We start from the raw sequence: 26,371 nt of genomic DNA, 5'->3' as shown, positions 1-26,371 counted from the left end.
ATGAAGAATCGAGTCTCTCATTTAAATTATTCATTATCCTCACTGGCTCTGATACTGACGCTCAGCTTCAGCCTGCTGGCATCTTCTGCCAGCAGAGCAGATGAGCTGGTTTCAAGTATCGAGAAAACCAGCGCGATTACGCTGAGCTATGAGACAGATGTTTTCCCCTTCTCCTATGTTGCAGATAACAAACCACACGGATACTCCATTGATATCTGCTATAAACTGGTCGACATGATCAGGCAGGAACTTCATCTGCCATTGTTGAAGATTAATTGGGTTCCAGTCACCACTGCTACTCAATTTTTAACCATCAAAAATAAAACGATCGATATGGGATGTATTCCCACGATCTACACCGCCGAGCGCCAACAAACCGTGACGTTTTCCGAGCCCTATTTCTTTTCGGCAACTCGTTTTGTCTCGCGTAAGGAAGATGATATTTCGGGCATTACCGAACTTAATGGGCATACGGTGATGGTAAAAAGTGGCACCGTGTTCGTCAGGCACATCCAGGATGCTAATGCTTTGTATCAGCTATCCCTTAACATTGACCTTGATACCGACAATGTTAAAGCCTTCTCTGAACTTGAAAGCGGCAGAACGCCAGCAATTATCTCCAGTGAGGTTTTATTACTTGGGCAAATAGCGCTTTCAGCCAATCCCGAGGCGTTTACCCTATCAGATGACTTGCTAAGCCCGCGCCTGCCCATCGGAATGCCGATGCAGAAAGGTAACCCCCAATTTGCGGAGTTGATTAATCACGCGATGAAGCGCCTGATGTTGAGCACTGAATTCATTACTATTTATAACAAATGGTTTATGCAGCCAATCATGCCTGAAGGTATTACGCTCAACTTGCCATTTTCACCTGAGTTGCAGCAATCAACGCTTTCGAAACAATTTTATTCTTATTAAAAGGTTTTCACCGGGGCACCCCGGGGAATTTAGCCAACAATAAAAAGTTAAAAAAATGAAAAAAATGAGTTTTCTTACATATAGCCTAAGTTTTTTATTCGTCTGCTATACAGGACTGGTTCATGCCGACTCAAACCTCTCCACTTTGCAGAATATTTCTGCACGTAAAATGATTAATATTGGCTATCGTGATGCAGCCCCCTACTCTTATAAAACCAGCGATGGGCATGTTATTGGATATGTCATTGACTTATGCAGAGATGTTACCGAATCTTTGAAAAAGGAACTGCATATTAGCAATCTGGCGGTTAATTATGTTCCGGTGCCCCTTACGATGCGCACCACAATGCTAAACCATAATATTATTGATATGGACTGTTCGGTGAACACTGATACTGTGAAACGTGCAAGCCTCGTTCTTTTCTCTCGCCATTATTTATCTGTGAGTACACGTGCGGGGATGCAGGCAGGGAATTCTGTTCACACCTATAACGATTTAGCGGGGAAAACAATCAGTGTGGCAAGAGGCTCATCTGACTTAGTGAATCTTAATCAGCTTAACCGTCTGCAAAAGCTTAATATTTTGATCCTTTCTCAACCAACGATGAAAGAGTCATTTGATATGATGAGCAATCATAAATGTTTTGCTGCTGCCATGAATGAAGTGTCATTAAGAGAACTTATTGAAAATAGCGGGGATTCATCACAATATGCTGTTTCAGATGGGGTTTTCGGTCCTGCCCAGAACCTCGGTATTATGCTACGTCATGACGATACTGAGTTTAAAAAAATTATTGATAAGACGCTTTTAACTCGATTTGAACGCCCAGATTTCAAACAGTTCTATGAACAATGGTTTAATCATACCTTACCAGGCAAAAATATTAATCTTCATATCCCATTGACATCGTCCATGTATAAATATTTAACTCAAAAAGAGTCATGATTATTCAATCATATTTCTGAATATCAGAGATAAAAAAGGGAGAAAGCTTACTTTCTCCCTCAATACAGTTACCATGAATTGATGTTAATTACATCAATTGCAGAATCATGCAGAAAGACATACCGCATAATACACCATATAACAAGTTATTCTGTGCTGTTTTGCGTACGCGTTTTTGAGAATGGATGGTGACGTCTTCCAGTCTTTTACGTACGCTGCGCGAAACCTGAACATGGTGTGATATTACATCTTTTGAACAATGTCGGAATCTAGCAATATCATCCCGAATAAACTCATCGACAACACCCTTGTTAGCTTTGAGTTCGCGGACAATTCCTTCAAGCATTTTCTCCATGCCTTTTACCCGCAGGACAACATCTTCTTCCATTTCCAGTGACAACATAATCAAAATCCGTGATTAATAATAACACTCAGAGGTAAATCATTTACCTCCTATCCATTGTTCAATAATAATGTAGCTAAGAAATAACCTAATCAAGCACATAAAGATTAATAAAACTTAAGTTGAAAATATTTCAAGTGAATTGGCGCTAAATTGCTCATCCGTGAATAACAATTGAAAGCTTACCGTGTAAAGGGCTATTTCTGAATAGTAACGAGATTTGCCAGCGTGGGAAGTTCGTTGTCCAGTAAGGGGCTTTTAATGCCCACAATCTGTTTTCAACAAAATATTACATTCTGCAAATAATTTTTAAGATCCATTCATCATATAGAGAAAGCTGAAGCGTTTTTCCGGATGTAAACCCATTGCCAAAAACAGGACACCACTCTTTTTTCCTTACCAGTCTCGGCAATATTTTATTAACGCATTGATAACACTTCGCTGTATTTCTGCGCATTCCGATTTTGAAACAGTGTTTTTAATTCCTTTCGCTGCAAGTTACCTCTATAATATGCGAGGTCCTGACTTGAATGGTTTCAGCACATTGAACTGTCTTATTACATTAGAAAGCAATCCACATCACCGGCAGGCTGAACCGCAAGCACACTTTCCTCTGCACGCTTTATTTCTGTCACCTATCCTTACCAGGTGGCACTTGAACAATACCAGCTTTAGTTTGCGCTCCGGCGCCCGTATCGACCGGAACCGAATTTTCACAATCCTTCTCAACTTACAGATAAGACTGTCATGAAAAAGACTAAAATTGTTTGCACCATCGGTCCAAAAACCGAATCCGAAGAAATGCTGAGCAACATGCTTGATGCTGGCATGAACGTAATGCGTCTGAACTTCTCCCACGGTGACTACGAAGAACACGGTCAGCGTATCAAGAACCTGCGCAACGTGATGGCGACATCAGGTAAGAAAGCAGCAATTCTGCTGGACACCAAAGGTCCTGAAATCCGCACCATCAAACTGGAAGGCGGCAAAGACGTTTCTCTGAAAGCGGGCCAGACTTTCACGTTCACCACTGACAAAACTGTTGTAGGTAACAGCGACATCGTTGCTGTGACTTACGAAGGTTTCACCAGCGACCTGAGCGTGGGCAATACTGTACTGGTAGACGATGGTCTGATCGGTATGGAAGTCACTGCAATTGAAGGTAAAAACGTTGTTTGTAAAGTACTGAACAACGGCGACCTGGGCGAAAACAAAGGCGTTAACCTGCCAGGTGTTTCCATCGCTCTGCCCGCTCTGGCTGAAAAAGACAAACAAGATCTGATCTTCGGTTGCGAACAAGGCGTTGATTTCGTTGCTGCGTCCTTCATCCGTAAACGTTCTGACGTCGTTGAAATCCGCGAGCATTTAAAAGCTCATGGCGGCGAAAACATCCAGATCATCTCTAAAATCGAAAACCAGGAAGGCCTGAACAACTTCGATGAAATCCTCGAAGCTTCAGACGGTATCATGGTTGCTCGTGGTGACCTGGGCGTTGAAATCCCGGTTGAAGAAGTTATCTTCGCGCAGAAGATGATGATCGAGAAATGTGTTCGCGCTCGTAAAGTTGTTATCACTGCAACTCAGATGCTCGACTCCATGATCAAAAACCCACGCCCTACCCGTGCAGAAGCTGGTGACGTTGCTAACGCCATCATCGACGGTACCGACGCAGTAATGCTGTCTGGTGAGTCTGCTAAAGGTAAATACCCACTGGAAGCCGTGACCATCATGGCTACTATCTGTGAGCGTACTGACCGCGTGATGACCAGCCGTCTGGATAACAACCATGACAGCCGTAAACTGCGCATTACTGAAGCAGTTTGCCGTGGTGCGGTTGAAACTGCAGAAAACCTGGAAGCGCCAGTCATTGTGGTCGCAACCCAGGGCGGTAAATCAGCGAAAGCTGTGCGTAAATACTTCCCGAACGCAACTATTCTGGCGCTGACCACCAATGAAGTGACTGCTCGTCAGTTAGTTCTGAGCAAAGGTGTGATTCCTCAGTTGGTTAAAGAAATCGCTTCTACTGATGATTTCTACCGTCTGGGTAAAGAAGTTGCGCTGGAAAGCGGCCTGGCTCGCAAAGGCGACATCGTAGTGATGGTTTCTGGTGCTCTGGTACCAAGTGGCACAACCAATACTGCGTCTGTTCACGTACTGTAAATTTACTGTGAACGAATAATTTGCTTAAAAAGCGCCTTCGGGCGCTTTTTTTATTCGGCTTAGAAGCCATTTCTGATTAAAAAGCAAATCGGCCTGCTCTATTTAAGTCGTGTTTTACTAAGATGAATCCGATTAAAATCCTCTGTTTTTTCTATTTTTTTTAGGTTTTAGCCTCGGTTCGGTGTTTCTTTGAGCGAACGATCAAATTTAAGTGCATTCCCATCAAAAATTTATTCTCAAGATAAAAAACTTTGTGTAATACTTGTAACGCTACATGGAGATTAACTCAATCTAGAGGGTATTAATAATGAATCGTACTAAACTGGTACTGGGCGCGGTAATCCTGGCTTCTACTATGCTGGCAGGTTGTTCTTCTAACGCTAAAATCGATCAACTGTCTTCTGACGTTCAGACTCTGAACGCTAAAGTTGATCAGCTGAGCAACGACGTGAACGCAATGCGTTCTGACGTTCAAGCTGCTAAAGACGACGCAGCACGCGCTAACCAGCGTCTGGACAACCAAGCTCACTCTTACCGTAAGTAAGAGTACTTGTATTAAAATGGCGCACATTGTGCGCCATTTTTTTTGCCTGAATATCCTGCACTCAAAACGCCTCTAATTCATCACCACGCTACTCTGCCCGCTAACCATGCTCCCAGTACTGTTTGTCGCAGGCGCGCTGCCTGTGGTCGTTCTGACGCTCTGTATCGGGGTAATGTTGACGGGTTGTGATGGAACACCTTGCGCAGCATTCACTAACACCGGATAACCCGCTCGCCTTGCGATGGCACTATCCACCTGCGCTTTGTCACTCATCGGGTTGTCGATAAACGAACCAAACGAGGCTGAAATAGCAATCGGCACGGTTTGTGGATTCTCCCAGTCATTACGCGACAACGGCTGATGCACTTCCACATAACGCCTGCCATCAGGTTCGATGCTGAATTTCACCGGCTCGTTGATGATTTGAACCCGTGTCCCCCACGCCACCTGGCTAAACAACGCTTTAATATCCGGCGCACGCATACGCATACAACCCGAACTCACGCGTAAGCCAATACTGTTACGGGCATTAGTACCGTGAATCAAAAACTCGCCGCCGCCCTGCTCCAGGCGCAGTGCATAACGCCCAAGTGGGTTATTAGGCCCTGCTGGCACCACTGCGGGCAGCGTAATACCTTGTGCGGCTGAACGTGCACGAATATTCGCGGTTGGCGTCCAGGTCGGATTAGGGATTTTTTGACTGACGCGAGTCACCATCACGGGTGTTTCACGCCCAAGCTGACCAATACCGAGCGGATAAACCTCAACCCGGTTCTGCCCTGGCGGATAGTAATACAACCGCAACTCGGCCAAATTGATAACAATCCCCTCACGCGGGGCATCTGGCAGAATCATTTGCGACGGTATGGTTAATTCACTTCCCGGTTTCGGTAAGAAAGGGTCAACAGTATTGTTTGCCTCGATTAACAGTAACACTCCGGTATTATATTTCGCAGCAACTGCCTCAAGGTTTTTACCATCACCAGGAACAATATAGGTTTGATTCTCGCCGATTATTCGGCTGCCCGGAGGGGGCAATAAATAGTCAACGGCCCAGGCCGACTGGCTTGCCGCCAGAGCACTGATAAGAATTAATGTAATTTGAGAGAACGCGCGCTTCATACTGGATTCCTGTATTCACCGGCTGGAATGCCGGAATGCTGAAAACCGTACGAGGTAATAAAATTACCTCGCGTTTACAGGATGAAAGCTGTTCTTTGAGTTTAGCTAAGATTAGAAGCTTTGGTACGGATTGCGCGGATCATTGCTTCAAGCCCCTGGGAACGAGAAGGTGTAAGGTGCTGAGCCAACTCAAGTTTCTCAAACCATGGGCGAACATCAAACGCAACAATATCCTGCGCAGTCATCTGCTGGTAGAGAATAAACACAATAGCAATCAGCCCTTTGACAATCGCGGCGTCGCTGTCGCCCTCAAGCTTCATCACACCATCAGGCTGTTGCTGCATCACAATCCACACCTGGCTCTGGCAACCCTGAATGGTGTTTTCCGCTTTGCGCTCACTTTCAGGAAACTCGGGCAGACGCCCGCCAAGTTCAATGATGTAGAGATACTTCTCTTCCCAGTTGCTACAGCGGCTGAAATTCTTCAATAACTTTTCTTTGTCGGGCATGGTGGCCATGGCTTTCTCCCTGTTAGCCCAATAGACGATGGATACGCTGTAACCCCGTCACCAGGCGATCCACCTCTTCTTCAGTGTTATACATGGCGAACGAAGCGCGACACATCGCCGGAACCTGGTAGAACGCCATTAACGGCATGGCGCAATGGTGCCCGGTACGCACCGCAATGCCATAGTTATCGAGAAAACTCCCCACGTCGTAGGCATGATGTTTACCCAAATTAAACGCGATCACCCCAAGACGTTGATCCGGGCCGTAAATCGTCAGGTCTGGAACCGCTTTTAGCGCCTGCTGCGCATAACGCATCAGCGATTGCTCGTACTCGCTCACCTCAGTTAAGTTTAGGCTATCGACATAACGTAACGCGGCGCCCAGTCCGATGATGCCTGCGGTATTTGGCGTCCCCGCTTCGAAGCGCCACGGTGCCGCGGCGTAGGTCGTGCCTGCGGTCAGACTCACACTGGCGATCATCGATCCGCCCCCTTCCCACGGTGGCATGTTTTGCAGGATTTCTTCACGGGCATACAACACGCCAATACCCGTTGGGCCGTAAATTTTATGCCCCGAGAAAAGATAGAAATCGCAATCCAAATCTTGCACATCGATAGTGTGGTGCATGATGGCCTGAGCCCCATCCACCAGCACTTTCACACCAGCCTGATGCGCTGTGGCGATCATTTCTCGCACCGGGTTTTCAGTGCCCAGTACGTTAGAAACCTGGGTAATCGCCAGCAATTTTGTACGCTCATCAATCAGCGTAGGGAACACATCCAGTTGCAACGTGCCGTCCTGATTCAGCGGAATCACACGCAGTGTTGCACCGGTATGCTCGCAGAGGATTTGCCACGGCACGATATTCGCGTGGTGCTCCATGGTGGAAATAATGATGTTATCTCCGGCCTGGATATTGGCACGCCCCCAGCTGTTGGCGACCAGGTTAATCCCTTCGGTGGTGCCTCGAACAAAAACGATTTCTTCCGGCGATTGCGCATTAATAAAACGCGAAACCTGGTTGCGTACGTTTTCCATTAACTGTGTCGCTTCCGCGCTCAGCGTATGGATCCCGCGATGTACCGCAGCGTAACCGTGGCTGTAAAAATCCAGTTCAGCATCAATGACCGCCTGCGGTTTTTGCGCGCTAGCGGCACTGTCTAAATAGACCAGCGGCTGCCCGTTAACCTCCCGGCTTAAAATTGGAAAATCAGCACGCACCCGTTCTATGGAAAAACTCATGCCTCGCCCCCTGCAAACCGTTGGCCGATCCGCGCCAACACTTGCTGTTTTAATGCTTCGTCACGAATGCTTTCCGTAAGCTCTGCGGCGAAGGCATAGATAATCATCTGAAGTGCAGCCTGCTCTTTAATGCCACGCGAACGCAGGTAGAACATCTGTTCATCGTCGATACGGCCGATGGTGGCACCGTGGCTGCATTTCACATCGTCGGCGTAAATTTCCAGTTGCGGCTTGGTGTCCACTTCCGCCAGACGCCCAAGCAACAGGTTGTTGTTGGTCATCTGTCCGTCAGTTTTAATCGCATGCTGCGCCACTTTGATCATGCCGTTAAACACCGCACGGCCTTTATCGCGCACGATGGTTTTATGCAGCTGACGGCTGTTGCAGTAGCCTTTGTTGTGTTCAAGCCAGGTTCGCGTGTCGCACACTTCGTTGTTAATCGGCAACGCCAGACTGTTCATGCGCAACTGCGTATTTTCGCCATTGAGCTGCGAACTGGTGTTATGGCGCAACACCGCGGCACCCAACAAGAAGCTGTTGCTGTCAACGGTAGCATCCTGGCCTATCACTAAATCGTTATGGGCAAAGTGGTAGCTTTGCGCGTTCTCAAACGCCAGCTTGTAGTGGTGCAACTGGCTGTTTGCCGCTGCATCGACAGTCAAGCGTGCGCCGGTAAAATGCGCGTGCTCGTCAAAACTGGCGTAATGCTCGATAACCGTCGCTTTAGCACCCTCACCAAGAGATAAATGGTGGCGATAGTGCGCAGTATTCATTTCACCCAATTCACTGCCACGGCTGATGTGCATCAATAACAACGCCTTAGCGGGGCTATGATTTCGCGCAACACGGATATGCGTCACGCTTTCGGCGAGGCTTTCAGTGAGATGCAGAAACACTTCACCCTGCACGGCTGCTGGCAAAGAATCACGCTTTTCATCAACGATAACGTCAAAACCGCTATTGGTGAGATCGTCACTTAGCTCAGCGTTAAAGCGCCCATCGACAAACACCAGTCGCCACGCATCTATTGGCAGCACCAGCTCGTCGCGTTGCACAGCTGTAAAAACTTCAGGTGCGGGCAAGATAAACTGATTATTCAGTAGCCCTTCAAGTGGCGTATATTTCCAGTTTTCATGTTTGCGCGTTGGCAGACCCAGACGCAGCATTTGCTGCATATGTTCCTGCGCTTCTTTGCTGCGTTTATCGCCCTGACTTTCAAACAGGTGGTGCCACTGTTGCAGAGCGTTGCTGTTACTGCTGTTCGGTAAGCCAGCCATAACCCTGCTCCTCCAGTTGTTTCACCAGACTGAAATCTCCCGATTTCACAATCCTGCCCTGATACAACACATGAACAAAATCAGGCTTGATGTAATCAAGAATACGCTGGTAGTGCGTAACGATGATGAATGAACGGTTGCCATCACGCAGGGAGTTAACACCTTCAGCGACAATTTTCAGCGCATCAATATCCAGCCCGGAATCTGACTCATCAAGAATGCACAGTTCCGGTTCAAGCACCGCCATTTGCAGAATATCGTTACGTTTTTTCTCACCGCCAGAAAAACCCACGTTCACTGAACGGCTCAGCAAATCTTCCGGCATTTTCAGCAGTTTGATCTTCTCTTCCATCAAATCCTGAAAATCAAAACGGTCGAGTTCTTCAAGGCCGCGATACTCTCGCACCGCATTCAGCGCGGTTTGCAGGAAGAACTGGTTGCTGACTCCCGGAATTTCTACCGGATACTGGAACGCCATAAAAATGCCTTCTCCGGCACGGTCTTCCGGCGATAATTCCAGCAGATCCTTGCCTTTGAAATGCACCTGTCCGCCAGTGACTTCGTAATCTTCACGCCCGGCAAGCGTTGCGGAAAGCGTGCTTTTCCCGGAGCCGTTCGGCCCCATGATGGCGTGTACTTCGCCCGGTTTCACTTCAAGGCTCAAACCGCGCAGGATCTCTTTGTCCTCAACGCTTACCTGTAAATCTTTAATGCTCAGCATAATTTTCCCTTAATCCTTAACCGACGCTATGTTCCAGACTGATCGCTAATAGTTTTTGTGCTTCCACCGCGAATTCGAGCGGCAATTCTGAGAACACGTCTTTACAGAACCCGTTGACGATCATCGATATCGCGTCGTCCTGGGCTATCCCGCGTTGCAGGCAATAGAACAACTGATCTTCCCCGATGCGCGAGGTGGTGGCTTCGTGCTCAAGCTGGGCGGTATTATTGCGGCACTCAACATACGGGAAAGTGTGCGCGCCGCTGTCCGGGCCGATAAGCATCGAATCGCACTGTGTGAAGTTACGGGCGTTGGTCGCCGTCGGCATGATTTTCACTAAACCGCGATAACTGTTCTGGCTGTGTCCGGCCGAGATCCCTTTCGAGATAATCGTCGAGCGGGTGTTTTTGCCGATGTGAATCATCTTGGTGCCAGTGTCGGCCTGCTGATTCCCGGCGGTCAGCGCTACGGAGAAAAACTCGCCAATAGAGTTATCGCCACGAAGAATGACACTTGGATATTTCCAGGTAATAGCAGAACCGGTTTCGGATTGCGTCCAGGACATTTTGCTATTCGCCCCTTCGCACAGCGCACGTTTGGTCACAAAATTCAGAATGCCACCCGTGTTGCCATCGCCTGGGAACCAGTTTTGTACCGTGGAATATTTCACTTCAGCATCTTTATGGATGATGACTTCCACCACCGCTGCGTGAAGCTGATAGCTGTCGCGCACAGGTGCTGAACACCCTTCGATATAACTGACGTAGCTGCCTTCATCAGCGACTAAAATGGTACGTTCGAACTGCCCAGTTTTCTCGGCGTTAATACGGAAATAGGTAGAAAGCTCCATCGGGCAACGTACGCCTTTCGGCACATAAATAAACGTGCCGTCGGAGGCAACCGCCGCGTTAAGTGCGGCAAAGAAGTTGTCGTTACTCGGAACCACGGTGCCGAGATACTTTTGCACCAGCTCAGGGAATTCGTGAATCGCCTCGCCAAAGGAGCAGAAAATAATCCCCTGTTCAGAGAGTTTTTCACGGTAAGTGGTGGCAACAGAAACGGAGTCAAAAATCGCATCCATGGCGATATTCGAGCCTTCATGCACCGGAACACCTAGCTGTTTAAATGCCTCTTCTACTTCACCGGTCAGATAGGCGTTGCTGCCGGGTTTCTGAACCGCACCCGGTTGAGACTCACAGTTATCGTCGCAACTGCCGCACGATGGCGCGGAGTAATAGCTGTAATCCTGATAGTTAAGTTTTTCGTAATTGGCCTTCAGCCAGTGCGGCTCTTCCATTTCAAGCCAGGCACGATATGCGCTCAGGCGAAATTCCAGCATCCATTCAGGCTCATTACGCCGCGCAGAAATTGCCCGCACCACATCTTCGTTGATGCCGTGCGCCATTTCGTCGGTTTTTAACTGGGTGAAAAAACCTTCTTTATAAGAATGGCTGCCCGCCCAGATTTGCACTTCTTCAGACGTTTCAGTGTTACGTGACATAATCCCGCCTACACCCCAAAGCTTTCACCACAGCCACATTCGTGCTGGGCTTTCGGGTTGTTGAATTTGAATATTTCGTTTAATCCTTCGCGCACATAATCGACTTCCGTCCCGTCGATAAACGGCATGGCTGAAAGTGGCACCCACAGCTTTGCGCCGTCTGTTTCAAAAAGGAGATCGCCGGGTTTTGGTTCTTTTACGGTGTCCAGTACATAGCCAAACCCTGCACAGCCTGTCTGTTTAATCCCCAAACGCACACCCAAAAATCCAGGTTGCTGGCTTGCCAGTTTGCGAATATGTGAGCACGCATCAGGGGTCAACGTCAGTCCCTTCCAGGCAAATTCACTGGGATCGAAGCTACCGGTTTGCACATCCATAGTTCACCTCTTAATGTTTTGGCGCCTAAAGGCCTACACCCCATGTTAATGATAACTATTATCAATACAACATCCTGATAACAGGGGTATTCGAAAAATGCTGCATTTTTAGACGTCTTAACTAAGGATAGACCCTACTGAAAGTCTTGCAGGTGGTGAAAAGAGCTATTTAAGCCACTGAATTGAGAAGGATTTAAATGCCGGGCGAATGATTAGGTGATAGAAAGTAAAAGATGTATAGAGAATACCGATTTATGCGATAGGTAACCTAAAATGTCTGAAAACAACGATTTACTGCAACATCAACAATTTAACTATTTCTGCTTAATCTGGTGACGTGAAAATAGCCTCAACACTTCCTGTTGCAAGATCCAGACAGGTGGCCTATGGGCATTTAACTCGAGACTGCATGTTCACTGATTCAGTTCGGACACTGCCAGCGCTGCAACTTCTAATGCTATGGATGCTGTCTCGTTGCTCTCGAGTGACCATGTTGTTGAGAGTCCGCACCACGCAATGATCCATTTGAGTAGACGCTCTCTATCAAGGCCCGCCATTTCGCTAACCAGATTCAGTCGTTGTTTAAATATTCCTGGGACAGTAGCAACCCGGGGTATGGGATTGCCAAGATCCGGATTGGTAAAAATATTGGCAAAGTCGAAACCTCGTTCACCGATGATTCCTTTTGGATCAATGGCCAGCCAGCCTGAGGCACCGAAATCAAGAACGTTCTCATGATGTAAGTCGCCATGTAATACGACCAACTCTTGTGGAGTCGATAACAACTCTTCTGCTATTTCAGCGCTACGCGACAGGATGCCTCCATACAGCTGGGCTGCTGATTGAAGAGGACAAAACCACTCAGCCAGAGTCGGAAGTTGTGGTAAAGGCCGTTTTGGGGTGGTGTGAAGTCTGTTTGCTGTAAAGCATAAAATCCGACACGCCTCAGCATCCTGACCTTCCCGGGACATAGAGGAGAGTGATGCCTCCCCCATTGCGCGTGCGAGAAGAATGGTTTCATTTTCATATGCAATAACCTGTGCTGCGCCATTTCCTTCCCACCATGACATTAGAGCATTACCGGATTGCTCATCCGCATCATCTGTGATTTTAAGCATGGCTTTCATACCTCCTGTTATTGTCTCAACAGGCAAGAGTTTGGAGGTATGGGTTGTGAACGGTGTACCATCTGGAATGAGATTCTAGCGATCTAACCAGAGTGTGAACCCGCTAATGTCCATAATATTTTCCTTACTTCCTTATCGTGAAAGTCACTGAATGCGACAGGCATGTGAACAATTCTAACTCATAGCTTGAGTAAATCTTTCTCAACTTAAATCTGATGGTTAGGTCATTCATGCAACTGTATTTAAAAATAAGAAAACATAAGATTGTTAAGGTTATAACCTCGTCATATTTTCAAAGTGTGTATTTCCCCTCAAGGAATAAGCATCATGATTAAGCGTCGCACCCTCAAAACTGCATTTGCGGCGGTTATTTCTCTGACTGTCCTTGCCGCCCCCGTTTATGCAAACCCTGGCAACGGCAATGGTGGCGGTAATCACGGTAACAGTGGTAATAGCGGTAACCATGGCAATAGCGCTAAAAGCGGGGCCAGGGTAACGGAAAGTCGAATGAGGATCATGGCAAGCGGTGGGTAATGATTTGGTGCTTATTGCTTTAAGCACGGCCATTGTGACCTCCGTCATTAACGGTGTGTTCGATTAACATATTCCCCTGTCCGTGAGCCTCGCATCTGCGGGGCTTTTTTATGCCCAGCGACAATATCCCCTGTTCTTCATTTTGTTAAATACCGTGACCATTAGCCCGGTAATTGTACTGAGTCCTTCATACGCTTAATATATATGAGAAAGTGGCTTTGACGAGCAAGAAAAATCCGTTCGTTAATTTTAATTTTGTTGGTAATTATATTCTACGGAAGGATATCCAATGCGCTATACACCTTTTATAATTGTGCCTTTATTAAGTGCCTGTAGTTTCAGTTTTATGAAGTTTGATAATGATCCGTTAGTACAAGCGACGTACGCGACTAATGCGACAAAAAGCTCCGTTATTGCAGCGGGTGGGAAACCAGACAGTGAGATGAATGTTCCAGAAATCAATGGGACTTGCATCAATTACACGCTAAAAAAAGATGCTGAGACAATGCCTTTTTATGTGGCATTCGATGAGAATGGAAACCGCAAACATTATGGCTATATCTCCTGCCAACAGGCGAGAGCCAAAGGAGTATTTAGCCAGTAAGTCATCATAAAAGATCATTCCTCTTCTCACTCTATACAGTCAGAAGAGGGATGTGTGAATTTCTCTAAATATTAGTAACCTGCAGCCTTATTAGCCGCTTTTATACGCTTATTCCTGCTGTCTTTTTCATGGCTATCTTTAGCCTGCATTATGCCACCAGCAGCATCTACCCAGTCATTAGCTGTACAACCGGATAATACCACGCCCAACATAAGTGCAAGTACATACTTCATTATAGCTCCATAAACTCATATCTGTATAAATAACGTCCGTGTAATACTTAAAGTATTTGACGCTTACGCCGTTATTTTGACAAAAGAAGAGTTCATGGGCAAGGTGCGCTGGATTCAAGGCTGTTTTATATAGCGCGTGAGATACAACTTATAGCTGAAATAATTTAAGTTGCAGGCTATATAATAGACCTGCAACTTAAACAAAATGGATGGATTATTAAGCGGAAGTATTGAGCAGTGATTTATTTGCTTCGAGCGCGTCAACCGCACATTGCTGATCCAAATGCCCGCCAGGTGCGCCGCCAATACCAATAGCGCCAATAGTCTGGTTATCGACTTTGACAGGAACTCCACCGCCCAATAATAAGAAGCCAGGGATATCACGCATATTCTGCGCACCGGCGTTATCCTGTGCACTCTTCATAACATCACCGGTGGCATTTTTGGTAGTCAGCGCGGTGTATGCTTTCATACGGCTGGCTTCTACAGTATGCGGACCTGCGTTATCCATGCGTTTAACAATTTTCACCACACCCGCGCGGTCAACAACCGTTACCGCCACGTTGTAGTTTTTAGCGCTACAGGCCTGGATTGCGCTCTGTGCGAGCTTATCGGCAAACTCGAGTGAGAGGTTCTTTTCGCTCAGCACGTTGCTGGCGAATGCAGGCATTGCTGCGGCACCACTGAACAGAACAGCCGCTAACAAGATTGATTTTTTCATGGTTTCTTCCCTCAACTCGGAGTGATTAATTTACAGGAGTTAAGGTAACCAACCGTGCGATGCGAAACCATTCGGGCGAATACCTGGTAAACCAGGTAATTTTACGTAGTTCCTTTTAAACCACCGTAGATTTTAATCAGCTTCGCCAGTGAGTTTATTTCTAGCCGGGCAAACAAACTCGCGCGGTGCGCTTCCACGGTTCGTGGAGACAGCGAAAGATCGCGAGCCATCTCTTTGTTCGATTTCCCCTGCATGATAAGCGCCATCACTTCATGCTCGCGGGCAGAAAGAGTCGCCAGTTTCGCCTGTAAATCGGCCTGATTTTCACGCTGTTGCTGGCTGAGTTTCTGTTGTTCGAGTGCCGCCCCCACTGTTTCAATCAGCAAATCTGCATCAACTGGCTTGGTAAGAAACTCAAACGCGCCATTTTTAAATGCACGACGGCAAAGATCGATACTGCCGTGACCCGTCATCATAATGATTGGCAAAGTGCTCCCCATTTGCTGCCAGTTCTCAAGCAACGTAATGCCTGACTTTCCTGGCATGCGAATATCCAGCAGTAAACAACCGTTCAGGTTTTGCACATCAGGCTCTGCTTCCATAAAACACTGCACGCTTTCAAAAGCCTTCGTTTCCCATCCCATGGTCGCCAGAAGTGCGCTTAGCGAAAAGCGTATCGCTTCATCGTCATCAATTAGGTAGATACATTGCGCCATCATGCCTCCTGTTGAGCAAAGGGAAATATCAGGGTAAAACACGCTCCGCCAGTGGCGCTATTTTGCGCCTGAATGCTGCCGTTAAGCCGTTGTACCAGCGTTTCGGTCAACGCCATTCCTAACCCCAGCCCTTCTTTTCGAGTCGTGAAGAAAGGCATAAATACTTGCTCCAGTGCCTGCTCCGTAAGCCCTGGGCCGCCATCGGTAACGGTTAAAACAATACTGTTTTCACTTTGACTTGCATTGATTCTTACCCAGGCTTTACCCGCAGGTATTTGCTGCTGTGCCTGAATCGCATTGTTGAGCAAATTATGGAATATCTGTTCAATCCCAAGTGGAGATGCCATTAACGGTGGCAGTGAATCAGGAATGTTGTTTATCACGGTGACTTTGCCGCGCTGGATTTCATTGCCCAGCAGCGTTACCACATGCTCACAAACCCGGCGCAAATCCACAGGCTGCAACGCCTGTTCATCACTGTGTAATTTCTCGCGGAAGGTTCGCAGCAACGCGCTAATGCGTTTTGTCTGGGTAACGGAGGCATCCAGCAGTGGAAGCGCCTTTTCAGCCTGTTGTTGTGCAATAAGGCGCTGTGCGGTTTGCGAATAACTAAGAATGGCGGTGAGCGGCTGATTCAGCTCATGCACCATGCCTGCGGCTATTTCCCCCATCGCATTAAGCCGTGACAACTCAGAGAAATGCGCACGTAAATCGGCAATATTGCGTTGGCGTTTTGTCTTCTGGTACTGATTATAAAAGTAGATAACAACCGCCCAGAAAAGGCCCGCCAGCACCATTAAAAGCCAGGGTAAATTTCGCCAGTCAGGGTTATTGGTGACTGTCAGACTTAATGGCTGAGATGGGCTGGTAATCTGTTTTTCCCAACGCCACCAGTCGTCAGTTCCCTCTGCGCCTTGCATAAGAAGCGGTGCTCCCTGCCAGCTCAGGCTAAAGTGGTGAAACTTCTGTGAACGGACAAAATCAGCCAGTAAACCGGGTAAATCAATTAACAGAGAGCCTTGCGGAGAATTTATCCAGTAAGTCCCGGCGCGTGCTGGGTTTATATCTGGTCGCGGAGGATTATGAGGCTGTGTTTGCCAGCGCAGAATATAGGGGAATTTTTGCTGCACGACTTTCGGGTCGCTGCTGTTCGAGAGCAGCGCGAGGATCACATCATTTTGCGCAAGTTTAACCGTGATATCGCGGTACAAAATACGAAACTCGGCGCTTTGTTCCTCATACTGCTGATGTAACGCATAGATAACCACGCCGCCGCCAGAAAGCACCGTGAGAATCAGCCAGATGAGTAGTTTACGCATCGCGTTCCTTAATTCGGCGAAGTGTTAAACAGCGGTCAAAGCCATCCTTTCCTGGTAAAGGTGATTCTGGTCGCTTCGTTTAAATCATAGTTGTTCAGGTCTGACGGTTTGACCCAGGCGATTTCCTGAAACTCTTCATTAAAAGTGACCTGGCGATTGGCGCTGATGCAATCGAACAACAGATAAATCATGTAGATTTCTTCTTTGCTACCATCAGCATAGGTCTTCACTCGCACATCATCCGCAAAGGTCCAGGGTTTGATGCGGGTTATCTGTAACTCAGCCCCCAGCTCTTCCTGGATTTCGCGCAATAACGCCTCTTCCATTTTCTCCCCAGGTTCCATTCCTCCGCCAGATAGCGCCCATTGGCCGGGAAAAACACCGCGATCGTCCGCCATCTTACACAGCAGCACTTCGCCATTATTTTCAATAATCGGGCAAACGATAACTCTCTGACGCATTGGATTTCCTTATGTTTTATGGCCGCCGTATGACCTTAACAGATTACTCAATTTGCTTAGAAAAATATTTTGCGAGGCACTTTCCACAATTTTTGGCAATGGCTGTCGCTCCCCGTTTTCTGGTAATACAGTCGCATTCTCTCGTGACTGAGAAAATATATTACGACTCCAACAGAATCGTACAAAGTACGAGAAAGGACTTGTCAATCGTACTGTGTACGCATAGGATCATCACAAGGAAATGAGTACGATATGGATTATTTTGAATTCATCGAGACAGTAATCTTCAGCAGGCAGAGAGCTATGTTGCTAGATGATGACAGCTTCATGGAACTTCAGGTATTCCTGATCAAATATCATTCAGATGGCGATACGATACGCAAAACCGGTGGCTGCCAAAAGATAAGATGGAATCGCCCTGGTATGGGAAAACAAGGCGGGGTCAGGGTTATTTATTATGTCGTCGAACCTGATAACAGAATTTTTTTGCTAACGGTTTACGCTAAAAATGCAAAAGACGATCTGACTGACGCAGAAAAAAATACATTTAAAAAATTAACTGAAAAACTGATTATTCAAAAACAAATACCCCTCAGCTCAACGGTAAAGGCCTTGATATGGATAAAGAACTTTTTGACGATTTGGTAAAAAGCATGGAAGAGATGGTTGCCATTCATAATGGAGAAGTGCAACCGCCTCCTGAGAGGATTCACCGCCACCCGATGCCAGCGGTAAAAGAAATCCGTGAAACTGCCGGATTAAAACAAGAAGAATTTGCCCGTGCTGTAGGCGTTAGCCCTTCGCTGGTACAGAGCTGGGAGCAAAAACGCCGCATCCCATCAGGGTCATCGCTAAAAATATTGTTGATGCTCGAACACAATCCGGCGCTGATTAATGTGCTGCTGGCACTGTAGCTACAATCTTTTAATGGCTTGAGTTATTCATCATATTTATGATGAGAAATACATCCATTTATTTAAAAGCGTAATTTTTCACTCTATGCAAATCAAAAAAATTGTTTGCGAGTGGCTTTCCAGTATCTGAATCACACGCTTTCGGATGCGTTTTTAAAGCAATAATATACCCACGCACCTGCGAAATCAGGTGCCAGGCCTGGCGTCCTGCACACTGACGGAAAATCACTTTTAATCATTCATTCGTTAGAAAGGACGCCGAAATGGTTGCTTATCTTCACTACTTAACACCTATTTCAATTAACACCAAAAACCTCGACATTATCGATCTTGCCGAACGCTGCGAATTACTCACCGATATATTAATCGATAGCGAAAACCCAGCCGAATGCGTAGCGCTGTGCAATTACGTATATGCACATATTGAAGCGATAAAAGAGAATCTGGATAAACCATTATCCGCTGCACGTATTGAACAATTATCGGTTGACGATCCGTCTGAATTCCCCGAAGCGAAATGGCTTGCGGATAGCGACGATCTTTGTGATTACTGCCAGGCTGTTGCGCGAGCGTTGTTATGCCGCTCGCTACCGTTGAAGACAATGCAACAACTGAATGGTTTATTGATGAGGCTGGTTAATGCACTGGTGGATGATTTAAAAACGCCGCGCTTTTTGCGTACTGTAAATGTAGCCTGAAAAACTGGTGGATGACGCTAGCGCTTATCCACCCTACAACGGCATTTCCCAGGTCGGGTAAGCGCAGCCTCACCCGACATTTTCTTTGTGCTCTTTTTCGTTTTAAAGTAGCAGCGCTGATAATCCCCCTTTACTGTAAATCCCGTTGCCGTAAATGCAGCGTCTCAGAAGGTTTCTCAAGAAACAGCCGTTGATAGTCCGTCGCAAACTGCCCCAGATGCCAGAAACCCCATTGCATAGCGGCATCTTTCACTGTGCTCCAGGTCGACCATGGGCTTATTAATTCGCGGCGGACGGCATTCAGGCGCAGGGTTTTTAACCACGCATTCGGGCCGATACCCAGCACCGCCTGGAAGCCATTTTGCAAAGTACGGCGGCTAACGTGCAGTTCATTACAAAGGTCGAGCACCGTTAATGGTTCCGACGTGCGGCTTAGCACGCAGTCACGCGCTTGCGACACCAACTTTTGGTAACTGATTTTGCGTGAGATAACCTCAGAAGAGACAGGCTGAGCACTTTCCAGCAGTTCACTCACCCCGGATAACAGATTATGGGTGAGCACTTTACGCACATTCTCATTACGCATAGATTGCGGGTCGATACTGCCGTGAGCCAGGGCATGATGGATAAAACACCACAGTGTCTCTTTCTTCTGCTGGCAGACATCCAGCGCAGAGTTATTCAGCAAAAGCTTAAACAGTGTTTCCGGTTCATGAAACAGCCCGGCGTTACGAAATAACACATCGTTGGCGATGACGACCCCAAGAATGGTGTATTCGTCTGGCGTGCTCAGCTCAAATTCAGCCCCGCCAGGGCGGACCGCGATCTCTTCCTTCCCCAGCAGTTGGGAACCGATAAACCCCTTTTCACCATGAGTAGCAGGTATGCCAAACCAAAAAGCATTTGGCCATACCATGCACGACTGACGAAGCGCCAGACTGGTGTATTCACGAAACATCTGAATATCATCCAGCAGCATCTCCGTCAGCTCCCCCTGAAAATGCCCAGGCTGGAGCTGATCATAGAGCTGCTGCCATGCCGTTATGGTGCAGGCATGTTCATACACATCTTTAGTGACGCGCTGTTGTACGCTCTCTTCTTCAATCAGAGGCATCACTTTTTCGTCCAGCGCGTACTCAGTTTTACGCAAATGGTGTAAGTCAGCATTTATTTTGCTACTCATACGCGATTCCTTGCGTCGCTAATCCGGCTTCAGACGATAGCGGCTGCTACGTTTGCGCAATTTCCCGTCACGGAATAGCGCATCGAGCTGTGCTTTAGCTTCTTCAAGCGGCCAGTTAAAATGTGCCGCAACTTCACCGACGGTCATGCCATGCGCCTGAGTTTCCAGGGCATCAAGCAGTGGCTGGGTATACTGCGGTTTTTTAACCGCAGGTTTACGCCCAAACCCACAAACCAGCCGCTCGATGTCTTCATCCGGGCGGCCCAGTTCCTTACGGCTAATGACTCGCCCGGTGCGGTTGGCAGCAGCAGACCCCGCATCCAGCGCAGCGCGACAGGCCGCGAGGTCACCTTCGACAACCAGCGTCACCATGCCAGGGTTGAGCACTTCGTGGCTGAGTAAACGCACGTTTGCCGCTTTTAGCATCGCATCTGCAGCGTCGATACCCGCCACCAAACCGTAAACTTCCAGTAAGCCGAGAGAGTTCATTATTGGCCCCCTACGCGCGCTGGATTGGGTTACGTGCTATCTCAAGCACCGCTTCGCTAAAGGCATTACAGGCGGCTTTACATGCAGCCTGGCTACCAGTCATAAACGCCGCGGAGTAGTTGGTTTCCGATGGCGGCGGCACGTAGGTAACAATGCTCACATCAGCAGATTTCAGCGCAGCATCAATGCCAAAGGTGGCTTCAAGCGGCGGCGCAACCAGATAAGCCATTGGGTCACCCAGCAAAATTCCGGCGGTAGTCGAAAGATACGACCCTGTACGGGAAATTAAATGTGCCAAAAACGCGGTATCTTCTGCATCGTTGGCCCACTGGAATGCTGGCCCTTGCTCGATAGTGGCAAGCATGGAATCCAGCCCGGCGCGCACTTCCGCCGGATTCGGCCCACCCAGCATAATCAGCACTTCCCCGGCTGTTGGCGATGGACCATGTGCGGCACCTGCGTACAATGAACGGCCAAATACCACTTCAACCTGTGCCTGTTTAGTCGCTTCGTCGGCTGCGATATAGGTTACATCATCGGAATCGGCAGTAATCAAACCCAGGCTACGAATATGGGAAGGCAATTTCAACTGGCGGGCAAATCCTTCGCTCACGTTGGCGATAACCCGCATCGCTTTCACATTCGGTTTAATCAAATCTAAAGCTGGCATGATATCGCTCCCTTTAACGAGTCAGGTTGATGCCCGACGCTTTCTGCGCCAGCATACGTTTTGCAAGTTCGACAATGACGGCAGCCGCTTCTACTGGCGGTGTGCCACCCCGGTGAATGTTGGAAATGCAGGTACGGTCGGCTTCAACCGTGGTGGCTGTTTTTGGTGAATACACGGCGTAGCAAGACAAGCTTTCAGATTGCCCAAGCCCTGGTCGTTCGCCGACTAGTAAAATCACCACTTTCGCACCTAACAGCTCGCCGATTTGGTCTTCTATCTTCACGCGCCCGTAACGCACGAAGAAAGGCGTGCCGACATGCAGACCAGACTGTTCCAGCCCCTGTAGCAGTGGCGGTAAAATCTCGCCGTAGTTGGCGGTTATCGCATCGGTTGAAAGCCCGTCGGAGATAACCACCTGAACATCCGGGTTTTGCTTACAGCTGGTGCGCAGCAATTCGATAGCATTAGCACTCAGACGGCGACCTAAATCCGGGCGGGTCAGGTATAGGTTTTTGTCGCTGATTTCTGATTGCAGCTCCAGCAAACCCTGTTGCTGCACCCATTCGGCTGGCACTTCTTTGAGAACGGTATCCTTGGAACGGGAATGGTCGGCCAGGAAACGTAGCAACGCCTGAGTACGCGGACGCGGGCCAGCACGCCCCGTACACACACGGGCAACCGTGCTATGGCGCAATTCTTCCAGCACATCTGCGCGATGCGGGTTCTGCACACCAATCCACATTTTCGCCTCAACAGAACCTAAATCGACGCTACAGCTTTCTTCAGCCGTAGTCGTTGCGGCAGGCGTGATTGGGGAAGCGGCCTGCACAGGCGGTACTGCATTTTCCGGTGTATCCATATTTGCCAGAATGCTGCGTACAATTTCTTCAATCTGTTTTTGATCCATGATGATTTCCCTGATGATTTCAGAAGAACAACGACGGGTCGCCCGCCCGTGAAGTTAAACGGCCATTTGCCATCAACCCCATGGTTTCCAGCCATGCCTCAAACTCCGGCGAAGGCCGCAGGTTCAACAACTGACGCACAGTGGCGGTATCGTGGAAGGCCGTAGTTTGATAATTCAGCATGATGTCATCGCCAAGCGGCATGCCCATGATGTAGTTACACCCGGCGGTCGCCAGCAAGATCATCAGGTTTTCATTGAGGTTTTGGTCCGCATCCGCGTGGTTGGTGTAGCAGCAGTCACAGCCCATTGAAATGCCGCTGAGCTTGCCCATAAAGTGGTCTTCCAGACCGGCGCGGATAATCTGGCGGTCGTTATAGAGATATTCCGGCCCAATAAAGCCAACAACGGTGTTGACGATAAACGGATCGTAATGGCGCGCCAGACCGTAATTTCGCGCTTCCATCGTCACCTGGTCTGCACCAAAGTTGGCTCCGGCAGACAGTGCCGACCCCTGCCCGGTTTCGAAGTACAGGCAGTTTTCTCCGGCAATACGGTTGAACTCCGCACCTACCGCGCGCGCTTCGTCCAGCATGGCAAGCTCTACGCCGAATTCCTTCAGCCCCTTCTCGCTGCCACAAATACTCTGGAAGATAAGCCCGCCAGGTGCGCCGCGTTTAATCGCCTCAATTTGTGTGGTGACGTGCGCCAGTACGCAGCCTTGCGTCGGAATGGAGTACTTGTCGATAACGCTGTAAATGGTGTCGAGCACGCGGGTTAAGTTGCCAACATCATCCGTCACCGGGTTAACCCCAATGACAGCATCGCCCACACCGAAACACAGCCCTTCGTAAATTTGTGCCTCAATGCTGCGCACATCATCGCGGGTATCGTTCGGTTGCAGGCGTGCGCTGAACGTACCGGGTAAGCCAATGGTAGTGTTGGCTTTTTTGATGACCGGCATTTTTTTGCCGCCATAGACTAAATCTGCGTTTGAGCAGATTTTTGCCACCGCTGCCACCACTTCAGAACTGATGCCTTTGCGCAAGAACGCAATGTCATCAACGCTGGTTTCATCGCTAAGGATGTATTCACGCAGCTCGCTAATGCTCCAGTTTTTAATCCGGGCATAGGAAGTTTCGTTGATGTCATCCTGAATAATGCGCGTCACGCAGTCGTCTTCGTAAGCGATAACCGGGTTCATGCGGATATCCGCCACCGTCATCTCAGACAACACCTGTTTTGCCGCCACACGTTCCTGCGAACTCTGTGCGGCAACGCCTGCCAGCACATCACCGGAACGCAGTTCGTTGGCTTTCGCCAGCACTTCTTTAACATCCTTGAACTGATAAACTTGCCCAAACAACGTGGTTTTTAATTTCATTGTGTCGATCCCTCAGGAAGGAAAGGCGAGCGATTTAATGGTTACCGGAACGACAGCCCCGTCAAACAGTGGCAAACCAATATCGATATAATCGCCAGTACGGGTGACCACTTCGTCGATCACCGCAACTTTGCGCTGCTTCATTTGCGGATAAAGCAGCATTCCCAACGCTTTGCCCAGATCCTGCTCCGCTACCACAATCAGCGGCTGTGAACAGGGAAAGCGCTGGTTGAAAATATTCAGTGCATCAATCACTTGCTGTACGGTTGCATAACAGGTTGGTAATTCAGACGGCACCGCCAGTGCGTAACAGTCTTGTGTCGCGTTGAGATCCATCAGCGCCAAAGCCTGTTGCCAGCTCAAAGCCAGGTCGTCGTGGCCGATGGGATGAACAACCGGAATGTTGCGCAGCGGTAGGGTCAGCTCATCAAGCCAGATGGTGCTTCCGGAAAGCGAAAGCGTATGCGCACCGGCACCAATGACGGTGGCACGCACGGTTTGCTCAGGAACTTGCACCGGGAGTGTGGAAAACCCGCTGTGGCGATGAATCGCCTGTGCCAGCAGCGGCCCAATATCACCGAATTCAAAGGGGTTGGCTGGCGGCTGGCGATAGCATTCCCCCACTCCGCCAGACAGCGTAATCACGTCCGCAGCTTTCCCGCCAGACAGCGTATCGGTCATTAATAAACGCTGCGCCAGCGGTGAAATATCGCCGGTTATCACTTCAAAAAGCAGTTGCGCCATGCGGTCGGCAACGGCTTCAAGCTGTGCGGTTGTCAGCGAGTGTTGGCCTTCGCCGAATAGCTCGGCTGCAATCCACTTGCCTGGCTGATGGATAAAAGTGACGTTGCCGTGGGTATCGGTTTCAAACAGCCGCCCGCCGACATTCAGGCAGGCTGACGCCACCACCTTGCCACCTTCGAACAACACGTAGTTGGCGGTGCCACCACCGATGTCGATATTCATCACCCGGTTTAGCTGGCGTTGTGAGAGTGCCTGCGCACCAGAACCGTAACCGGCAATCACCGACTCAAGATGCGGGCCTGCGGTAGCGACGACAAAATCGCCAAGCTGTTGTGCGAGCGCAAGCACGGCAGGCCGTGCATTACGGGTTTTGGCGGTTTCGCCGGTAATAATAATGGCGCCGGAATCAATCGCTTCAGGTGCAATACCTGCGGCCTGATACTGCGCGAGGATAAGCGTTAACAGCTCGGCTTCGCGCAGATGCCCATCGACATCAACCGGGGTGAAAAACACCGGGCTTTGCCAGGTGATTTCACGTTTCACGAACTCATAGCGTGGCACCTGCGAAATCGCAGCCCGGTTGACCAACGCCAGGCAGGAGAAAATCACCTGCGTAGTGGTGGTACCAACATCAATGCCAACGCTCAGGAGTTCGCGGATTTTCACGATTGCGCCTCCGCTGATTCCACCGCAGCCGGAGTATTTTCTTCTTTCGGTACCAGCATCATGGCAACGCCAATCGCCGTCACGCCACCCACCAATTTGCCGACGATCATTGGGAAGATCATCGGTGCCATGTTGGCTGCCGCGAAGCCCAGATGGTCACCGAGTGCGAAAGCCGCCGACACCGCAAACGCGCAGTTGATGACTTTGCCGCGCGCATCCATGTTCTTCATCATGCCGTACATAGGGATGTTGTTGGCCAGTGTCGCCACCATGCCACCCGCCGCAATATTGTTGATTTTCAGCAGATTGCCGACACTCATCAGCGGTTTTTCAAACCAACGAGTCAGCAGCAAAACCATCGGGTAAGCGCCCAGCAACACGCAAGAGATCGAGCCAATCACTTCGATGGCGCGCATCACTTCGCCTGGTTTGTCGCCCTCGCTCATGAAGATAGGATCAAGCCCTGGAATGATGGTCCAGCCGACAAGGAATTTCACCACTGCGGCCGCCAGGCCAATGGTGATAATGGCGACCAGAATTTTGGCGAAAATCTGGAAACCGTTGATCATTTTTTCCGGGATGAACTTCAGCCCCAACGCCACCAGCACTGCGACGATTATCACCGGGATCATATTGAGTAGAATCAAGCTCATGGTGAATTCAATCGGTTGCCCGTTCACTTCAACACCGGAATACATCGCCACCAGCCCACCGGCAATACAACCGATAGGAATAGTGACAATCCCTGCCAGTACGCCCAATGCGAGATAACGCCGGTCGGAAGGCTCGATAATGCCCAACGCCACCGGAATCGAGAACACAATGGTTGGCCCCATCATTGAGCCTAGAATAAGCCCCGAATACATCCAGGCGGCGACATCCCCACCAGCAAGTTCTTTAGCAAGGAAGAAACCACCCATATCGCAAGCCAGCAAGGTTCCGGCAAACATCGATGGGTTGGCACCGAGCATTTCATAGACCGGGATAATCACCGGGCCAAGCAAGTAAGCCAGAACCGGTGCCAGCGCGGTCATCCCGACCATTGCCAGCCCCAGCGCACCCATTGCCATAAAACCTTCTTCGAACTGGCCACCGGAACCGGAAATACTTTTCCCGAGTTTGCCTAGCCCAATAAAACCGAGGATTTTTTCTGAACCGCCAAACTGGGTGAATACCCGGTCAACGGCGGCAATTAGCATAAAAATCATCATGATGTACATGATAATGTCGTTAATTCCCATATCCCTTCTCCTTCATCGCCTGCTGGCAGGCGGGTGTCATGT

At 48.8% G+C, this 26,371-nt stretch carries 30 protein-coding genes and 1 pseudogene; 10 read left to right on the top strand and 21 right to left on the bottom strand.

The window, feature by feature from the left end; translation table 11 throughout:
- On the top strand, positions 1–918 hold the full coding sequence (locus MES37_RS06210; protein ID WP_237930616.1) for an amino acid ABC transporter substrate-binding protein: 918 nt from the start codon (positions 1–3) through the stop codon (positions 916–918).
- Positions 919–973: 55 nt separating this feature from the next.
- Positions 974–1,864 carry a transporter substrate-binding domain-containing protein gene (locus MES37_RS06205; protein ID WP_237930614.1) on the top strand — a complete coding sequence of 297 codons (891 nt, stop codon included), beginning with the start codon at positions 974–976 and terminating at the stop codon, positions 1,862–1,864.
- 88 nt (positions 1,865–1,952) lie between these two features.
- Here the strand turns inward: MES37_RS06205 and MES37_RS06200 are convergent, their stop codons facing one another.
- Complete coding sequence (locus tag MES37_RS06200; protein WP_064547422.1) at positions 1,953–2,267, bottom strand: hypothetical protein; 315 nt, start codon at positions 2,265–2,267, stop codon at positions 1,953–1,955.
- A gap of 511 nt (positions 2,268–2,778) precedes the next feature.
- Here MES37_RS06200 and ynhH point away from each other — a divergent pair.
- The 3 genes from ynhH (at position 2,779) to MES37_RS06190 (ending at position 4,971) form a co-directional block, all read left to right on the top strand.
- Positions 2,779–3,018, top strand: a complete 240-nt coding sequence (gene ynhH, locus MES37_RS24915) for a protein YnhH (RefSeq protein WP_422387222.1) — start codon at positions 2,779–2,781, stop codon at positions 3,016–3,018.
- Positions 3,015–4,427: a pyruvate kinase PykF gene (pykF, locus tag MES37_RS06195; protein WP_064547424.1), complete on the top strand. Its 1,413-nt coding sequence runs from the start codon at positions 3,015–3,017 to the stop codon at positions 4,425–4,427. The genes ynhH and pykF overlap by 4 nt, the downstream gene beginning before the upstream one ends.
- A gap of 307 nt (positions 4,428–4,734) precedes the next feature.
- A complete protein-coding gene (locus tag MES37_RS06190; RefSeq protein ID WP_034455915.1) occupies positions 4,735–4,971 on the top strand; it encodes a major outer membrane lipoprotein in 237 nt (78 codons plus the stop codon).
- A 72-nt stretch (positions 4,972–5,043) separates the two neighbouring features.
- On the opposite strand, the gene ldtE is transcribed toward MES37_RS06190, so the two are convergent.
- The 8 genes from ldtE to MES37_RS06150 all read right to left on the bottom strand — a co-directional run bounded on the left by ldtE (position 5,044) and on the right by MES37_RS06150 (position 12,917).
- The gene (gene ldtE / locus MES37_RS06185; RefSeq protein WP_133523082.1) at positions 5,044–6,093 is read right to left on the bottom strand and encodes a L,D-transpeptidase LdtE; all 1,050 of its coding nucleotides are present in this window, start codon (positions 6,091–6,093) and stop codon (positions 5,044–5,046) included.
- A gap of 101 nt (positions 6,094–6,194) precedes the next feature.
- Positions 6,195–6,611 carry a cysteine desulfuration protein SufE gene (sufE, locus tag MES37_RS06180; RefSeq protein WP_121815530.1) on the bottom strand — a complete coding sequence of 139 codons (417 nt, stop codon included), beginning with the start codon at positions 6,609–6,611 and terminating at the stop codon, positions 6,195–6,197.
- A 13-nt stretch (positions 6,612–6,624) separates the two neighbouring features.
- Positions 6,625–7,845: a cysteine desulfurase SufS gene (gene sufS / locus MES37_RS06175; protein ID WP_237930613.1), complete on the bottom strand. Its 1,221-nt coding sequence runs from the start codon at positions 7,843–7,845 to the stop codon at positions 6,625–6,627.
- Positions 7,842–9,122: a Fe-S cluster assembly protein SufD gene (gene sufD, locus MES37_RS06170; protein WP_237930611.1), complete on the bottom strand. Its 1,281-nt coding sequence runs from the start codon at positions 9,120–9,122 to the stop codon at positions 7,842–7,844. The genes sufS and sufD overlap by 4 nt, the downstream gene beginning before the upstream one ends.
- Complete coding sequence (sufC, locus tag MES37_RS06165) at positions 9,097–9,843, bottom strand: Fe-S cluster assembly ATPase SufC (protein WP_237930609.1); 747 nt, start codon at positions 9,841–9,843, stop codon at positions 9,097–9,099. Before sufC ends, sufD begins: the two co-directional genes overlap by 26 nt.
- Positions 9,844–9,859: 16 nt before the next feature.
- The gene (gene sufB / locus MES37_RS06160; protein WP_237930606.1) at positions 9,860–11,344 is read right to left on the bottom strand and encodes a Fe-S cluster assembly protein SufB; all 1,485 of its coding nucleotides are present in this window, start codon (positions 11,342–11,344) and stop codon (positions 9,860–9,862) included.
- Positions 11,345–11,352: 8 nt separating this feature from the next.
- Positions 11,353–11,721 carry a Fe-S cluster assembly scaffold SufA gene (gene sufA, locus MES37_RS06155; protein WP_064547438.1) on the bottom strand — a complete coding sequence of 123 codons (369 nt, stop codon included), beginning with the start codon at positions 11,719–11,721 and terminating at the stop codon, positions 11,353–11,355.
- 413 nt (positions 11,722–12,134) lie between these two features.
- Positions 12,135–12,917, bottom strand: a complete 783-nt coding sequence (locus MES37_RS06150; RefSeq protein WP_237930631.1) for an aminoglycoside phosphotransferase family protein — start codon at positions 12,915–12,917, stop codon at positions 12,135–12,137.
- Positions 12,918–13,175: 258 nt separating this feature from the next.
- Between MES37_RS06150 and MES37_RS06145 the strand changes: the two are divergent.
- Positions 13,176–13,375: pseudogene (locus MES37_RS06145) on the top strand (hypothetical protein); the annotation flags it as partial.
- Between the two features lie 296 nt (positions 13,376–13,671).
- Positions 13,672–13,986 (top strand): hypothetical protein, encoded by a 315-nt coding sequence (locus MES37_RS06140; protein WP_051873658.1) that lies wholly within the window; start codon positions 13,672–13,674, stop codon positions 13,984–13,986.
- A gap of 71 nt (positions 13,987–14,057) precedes the next feature.
- Here the strand turns inward: MES37_RS06140 and MES37_RS06135 are convergent, their stop codons facing one another.
- The 5 genes from MES37_RS06135 to nudI form a co-directional block, all read right to left on the bottom strand.
- Positions 14,058–14,219 carry a hypothetical protein gene (locus tag MES37_RS06135; RefSeq protein WP_166642090.1) on the bottom strand — a complete coding sequence of 54 codons (162 nt, stop codon included), beginning with the start codon at positions 14,217–14,219 and terminating at the stop codon, positions 14,058–14,060.
- A gap of 217 nt (positions 14,220–14,436) precedes the next feature.
- Positions 14,437–14,940: a GlcG/HbpS family heme-binding protein gene (locus tag MES37_RS06130; RefSeq protein WP_133523089.1), complete on the bottom strand. Its 504-nt coding sequence runs from the start codon at positions 14,938–14,940 to the stop codon at positions 14,437–14,439.
- A 101-nt stretch (positions 14,941–15,041) separates the two neighbouring features.
- Positions 15,042–15,656: a response regulator transcription factor gene (locus MES37_RS06125; protein WP_237930605.1), complete on the bottom strand. Its 615-nt coding sequence runs from the start codon at positions 15,654–15,656 to the stop codon at positions 15,042–15,044.
- Positions 15,656–16,975, bottom strand: a complete 1,320-nt coding sequence (locus MES37_RS06120) for a sensor histidine kinase (RefSeq protein ID WP_237930603.1) — start codon at positions 16,973–16,975, stop codon at positions 15,656–15,658. Before MES37_RS06120 ends, MES37_RS06125 begins: the two co-directional genes overlap by 1 nt.
- 35 nt (positions 16,976–17,010) lie before the next feature.
- Positions 17,011–17,436, bottom strand: coding sequence for a nucleoside triphosphatase NudI (nudI, locus tag MES37_RS06115; RefSeq protein ID WP_237930602.1), 426 nt, complete (start codon positions 17,434–17,436; stop codon positions 17,011–17,013).
- 252 nt (positions 17,437–17,688) lie between these two features.
- Here nudI and MES37_RS06110 point away from each other — a divergent pair, with 252 nt between their 5' ends.
- The 3 genes from MES37_RS06110 to MES37_RS06100 all read left to right on the top strand — a co-directional run bounded on the left by MES37_RS06110 (position 17,689) and on the right by MES37_RS06100 (position 19,048).
- Complete coding sequence (locus MES37_RS06110; protein ID WP_133523091.1) at positions 17,689–18,084, top strand: type II toxin-antitoxin system RelE/ParE family toxin; 396 nt, start codon at positions 17,689–17,691, stop codon at positions 18,082–18,084.
- Entirely contained in the window at positions 18,054–18,350 is a 297-nt protein-coding gene (nadS, locus tag MES37_RS06105; RefSeq protein WP_133523092.1) for a NadS family protein, read from the top strand. Before MES37_RS06110 ends, nadS begins: the two co-directional genes overlap by 31 nt.
- Before the next feature lie 263 nt (positions 18,351–18,613).
- Positions 18,614–19,048, top strand: coding sequence for a hypothetical protein (locus MES37_RS06100; RefSeq protein WP_237930599.1), 435 nt, complete (start codon positions 18,614–18,616; stop codon positions 19,046–19,048).
- Between the two features lie 130 nt (positions 19,049–19,178).
- Here MES37_RS06100 and eutR read toward each other — a convergent pair whose 3' ends face one another.
- The 7 genes from eutR to eutH are packed head-to-tail and all read right to left on the bottom strand — an operon-like array spanning position 19,179 to position 26,329.
- Positions 19,179–20,231, bottom strand: a complete 1,053-nt coding sequence (eutR, locus tag MES37_RS06095) for an HTH-type transcriptional regulator EutR (protein ID WP_064547451.1) — start codon at positions 20,229–20,231, stop codon at positions 19,179–19,181.
- An 18-nt stretch (positions 20,232–20,249) separates the two neighbouring features.
- Positions 20,250–20,723: an ethanolamine utilization microcompartment protein EutK gene (gene eutK, locus MES37_RS06090; protein WP_237930630.1), complete on the bottom strand. Its 474-nt coding sequence runs from the start codon at positions 20,721–20,723 to the stop codon at positions 20,250–20,252.
- A 7-nt stretch (positions 20,724–20,730) separates the two neighbouring features.
- Entirely contained in the window at positions 20,731–21,390 is a 660-nt protein-coding gene (eutL, locus tag MES37_RS06085; protein ID WP_064547455.1) for an ethanolamine utilization microcompartment protein EutL, read from the bottom strand.
- Positions 21,391–21,403: 13 nt separating this feature from the next.
- Positions 21,404–22,297, bottom strand: coding sequence for an ethanolamine ammonia-lyase subunit EutC (gene eutC, locus MES37_RS06080; RefSeq protein ID WP_237930597.1), 894 nt, complete (start codon positions 22,295–22,297; stop codon positions 21,404–21,406).
- Positions 22,298–22,316: 19 nt separating this feature from the next.
- Positions 22,317–23,678 (bottom strand): ethanolamine ammonia-lyase subunit EutB, encoded by a 1,362-nt coding sequence (locus tag MES37_RS06075; protein ID WP_064547459.1) that lies wholly within the window; start codon positions 23,676–23,678, stop codon positions 22,317–22,319.
- Positions 23,679–23,690: 12 nt separating this feature from the next.
- Positions 23,691–25,088, bottom strand: coding sequence for an ethanolamine ammonia-lyase reactivating factor EutA (gene eutA / locus MES37_RS06070; protein ID WP_237930579.1), 1,398 nt, complete (start codon positions 25,086–25,088; stop codon positions 23,691–23,693).
- Positions 25,085–26,329, bottom strand: coding sequence for an ethanolamine utilization protein EutH (gene eutH / locus MES37_RS06065; protein ID WP_237930577.1), 1,245 nt, complete (start codon positions 26,327–26,329; stop codon positions 25,085–25,087). The genes eutA and eutH overlap by 4 nt, the downstream gene beginning before the upstream one ends.
- Positions 26,330–26,371 lie beyond the last annotated feature (42 nt).

Origin of the sequence: Buttiauxella sp. S19-1 (genome assembly GCF_022134725.1) — a bacterium.
GTDB classification, from domain to species: domain Bacteria; phylum Pseudomonadota; class Gammaproteobacteria; order Enterobacterales; family Enterobacteriaceae; genus Buttiauxella; species Buttiauxella ferragutiae.
Note: the sequence above shows the minus strand (reverse complement) of the source record. Positions and strands in the feature narration are given on the sequence as shown.

Bases quoted from the DNA above. Each gene is read 5' to 3' on its own strand.
- sufE (WP_121815530.1), bottom strand. From the start codon at position 6,611: ATGGCCACCATGCCCGACAAAGAAAAGTTATTGAAGAATTTCAGCCGC.
- MES37_RS06200 (WP_064547422.1), bottom strand. From the start codon at position 2,267: ATGTTGTCACTGGAAATGGAAGAAGATGTTGTCCTGCGGGTAAAAGGC.
- MES37_RS06210 (WP_237930616.1), top strand. From the start codon at position 1: ATGAAGAATCGAGTCTCTCATTTAAATTATTCATTATCCTCACTGGCT.
- MES37_RS06100 (WP_237930599.1), top strand. From the start codon at position 18,614: ATGGTTGCTTATCTTCACTACTTAACACCTATTTCAATTAACACCAAA.
- eutH (WP_237930577.1), bottom strand. From the start codon at position 26,329: ATGGGAATTAACGACATTATCATGTACATCATGATGATTTTTATGCTA.
- eutC (WP_237930597.1), bottom strand. From the start codon at position 22,297: ATGGATCAAAAACAGATTGAAGAAATTGTACGCAGCATTCTGGCAAAT.
- ynhH (WP_422387222.1), top strand. From the start codon at position 2,779: ATGCGAGGTCCTGACTTGAATGGTTTCAGCACATTGAACTGTCTTATT.
- MES37_RS06075 (WP_064547459.1), bottom strand. From the start codon at position 23,678: ATGAAATTAAAAACCACGTTGTTTGGGCAAGTTTATCAGTTCAAGGAT.
- sufC (WP_237930609.1), bottom strand. From the start codon at position 9,843: ATGCTGAGCATTAAAGATTTACAGGTAAGCGTTGAGGACAAAGAGATC.
- MES37_RS06110 (WP_133523091.1), top strand. From the start codon at position 17,689: ATGGATTATTTTGAATTCATCGAGACAGTAATCTTCAGCAGGCAGAGA.
- eutR (WP_064547451.1), bottom strand. From the start codon at position 20,231: ATGAGTAGCAAAATAAATGCTGACTTACACCATTTGCGTAAAACTGAG.
- sufA (WP_064547438.1), bottom strand. From the start codon at position 11,721: ATGGATGTGCAAACCGGTAGCTTCGATCCCAGTGAATTTGCCTGGAAG.
- MES37_RS06140 (WP_051873658.1), top strand. From the start codon at position 13,672: ATGCGCTATACACCTTTTATAATTGTGCCTTTATTAAGTGCCTGTAGT.
- MES37_RS06125 (WP_237930605.1), bottom strand. From the start codon at position 15,656: ATGGCGCAATGTATCTACCTAATTGATGACGATGAAGCGATACGCTTT.
- MES37_RS06130 (WP_133523089.1), bottom strand. From the start codon at position 14,940: ATGAAAAAATCAATCTTGTTAGCGGCTGTTCTGTTCAGTGGTGCCGCA.
- nadS (WP_133523092.1), top strand. From the start codon at position 18,054: ATGGATAAAGAACTTTTTGACGATTTGGTAAAAAGCATGGAAGAGATG.
- sufD (WP_237930611.1), bottom strand. From the start codon at position 9,122: ATGGCTGGCTTACCGAACAGCAGTAACAGCAACGCTCTGCAACAGTGG.
- nudI (WP_237930602.1), bottom strand. From the start codon at position 17,436: ATGCGTCAGAGAGTTATCGTTTGCCCGATTATTGAAAATAATGGCGAA.
- MES37_RS06120 (WP_237930603.1), bottom strand. From the start codon at position 16,975: ATGCGTAAACTACTCATCTGGCTGATTCTCACGGTGCTTTCTGGCGGC.
- MES37_RS06190 (WP_034455915.1), top strand. From the start codon at position 4,735: ATGAATCGTACTAAACTGGTACTGGGCGCGGTAATCCTGGCTTCTACT.
- MES37_RS06205 (WP_237930614.1), top strand. From the start codon at position 974: ATGAAAAAAATGAGTTTTCTTACATATAGCCTAAGTTTTTTATTCGTC.
- ldtE (WP_133523082.1), bottom strand. From the start codon at position 6,093: ATGAAGCGCGCGTTCTCTCAAATTACATTAATTCTTATCAGTGCTCTG.
- MES37_RS06135 (WP_166642090.1), bottom strand. From the start codon at position 14,219: ATGAAGTATGTACTTGCACTTATGTTGGGCGTGGTATTATCCGGTTGT.
- eutL (WP_064547455.1), bottom strand. From the start codon at position 21,390: ATGCCAGCTTTAGATTTGATTAAACCGAATGTGAAAGCGATGCGGGTT.
- sufB (WP_237930606.1), bottom strand. From the start codon at position 11,344: ATGTCACGTAACACTGAAACGTCTGAAGAAGTGCAAATCTGGGCGGGC.
- pykF (WP_064547424.1), top strand. From the start codon at position 3,015: ATGAAAAAGACTAAAATTGTTTGCACCATCGGTCCAAAAACCGAATCC.
- sufS (WP_237930613.1), bottom strand. From the start codon at position 7,845: ATGAGTTTTTCCATAGAACGGGTGCGTGCTGATTTTCCAATTTTAAGC.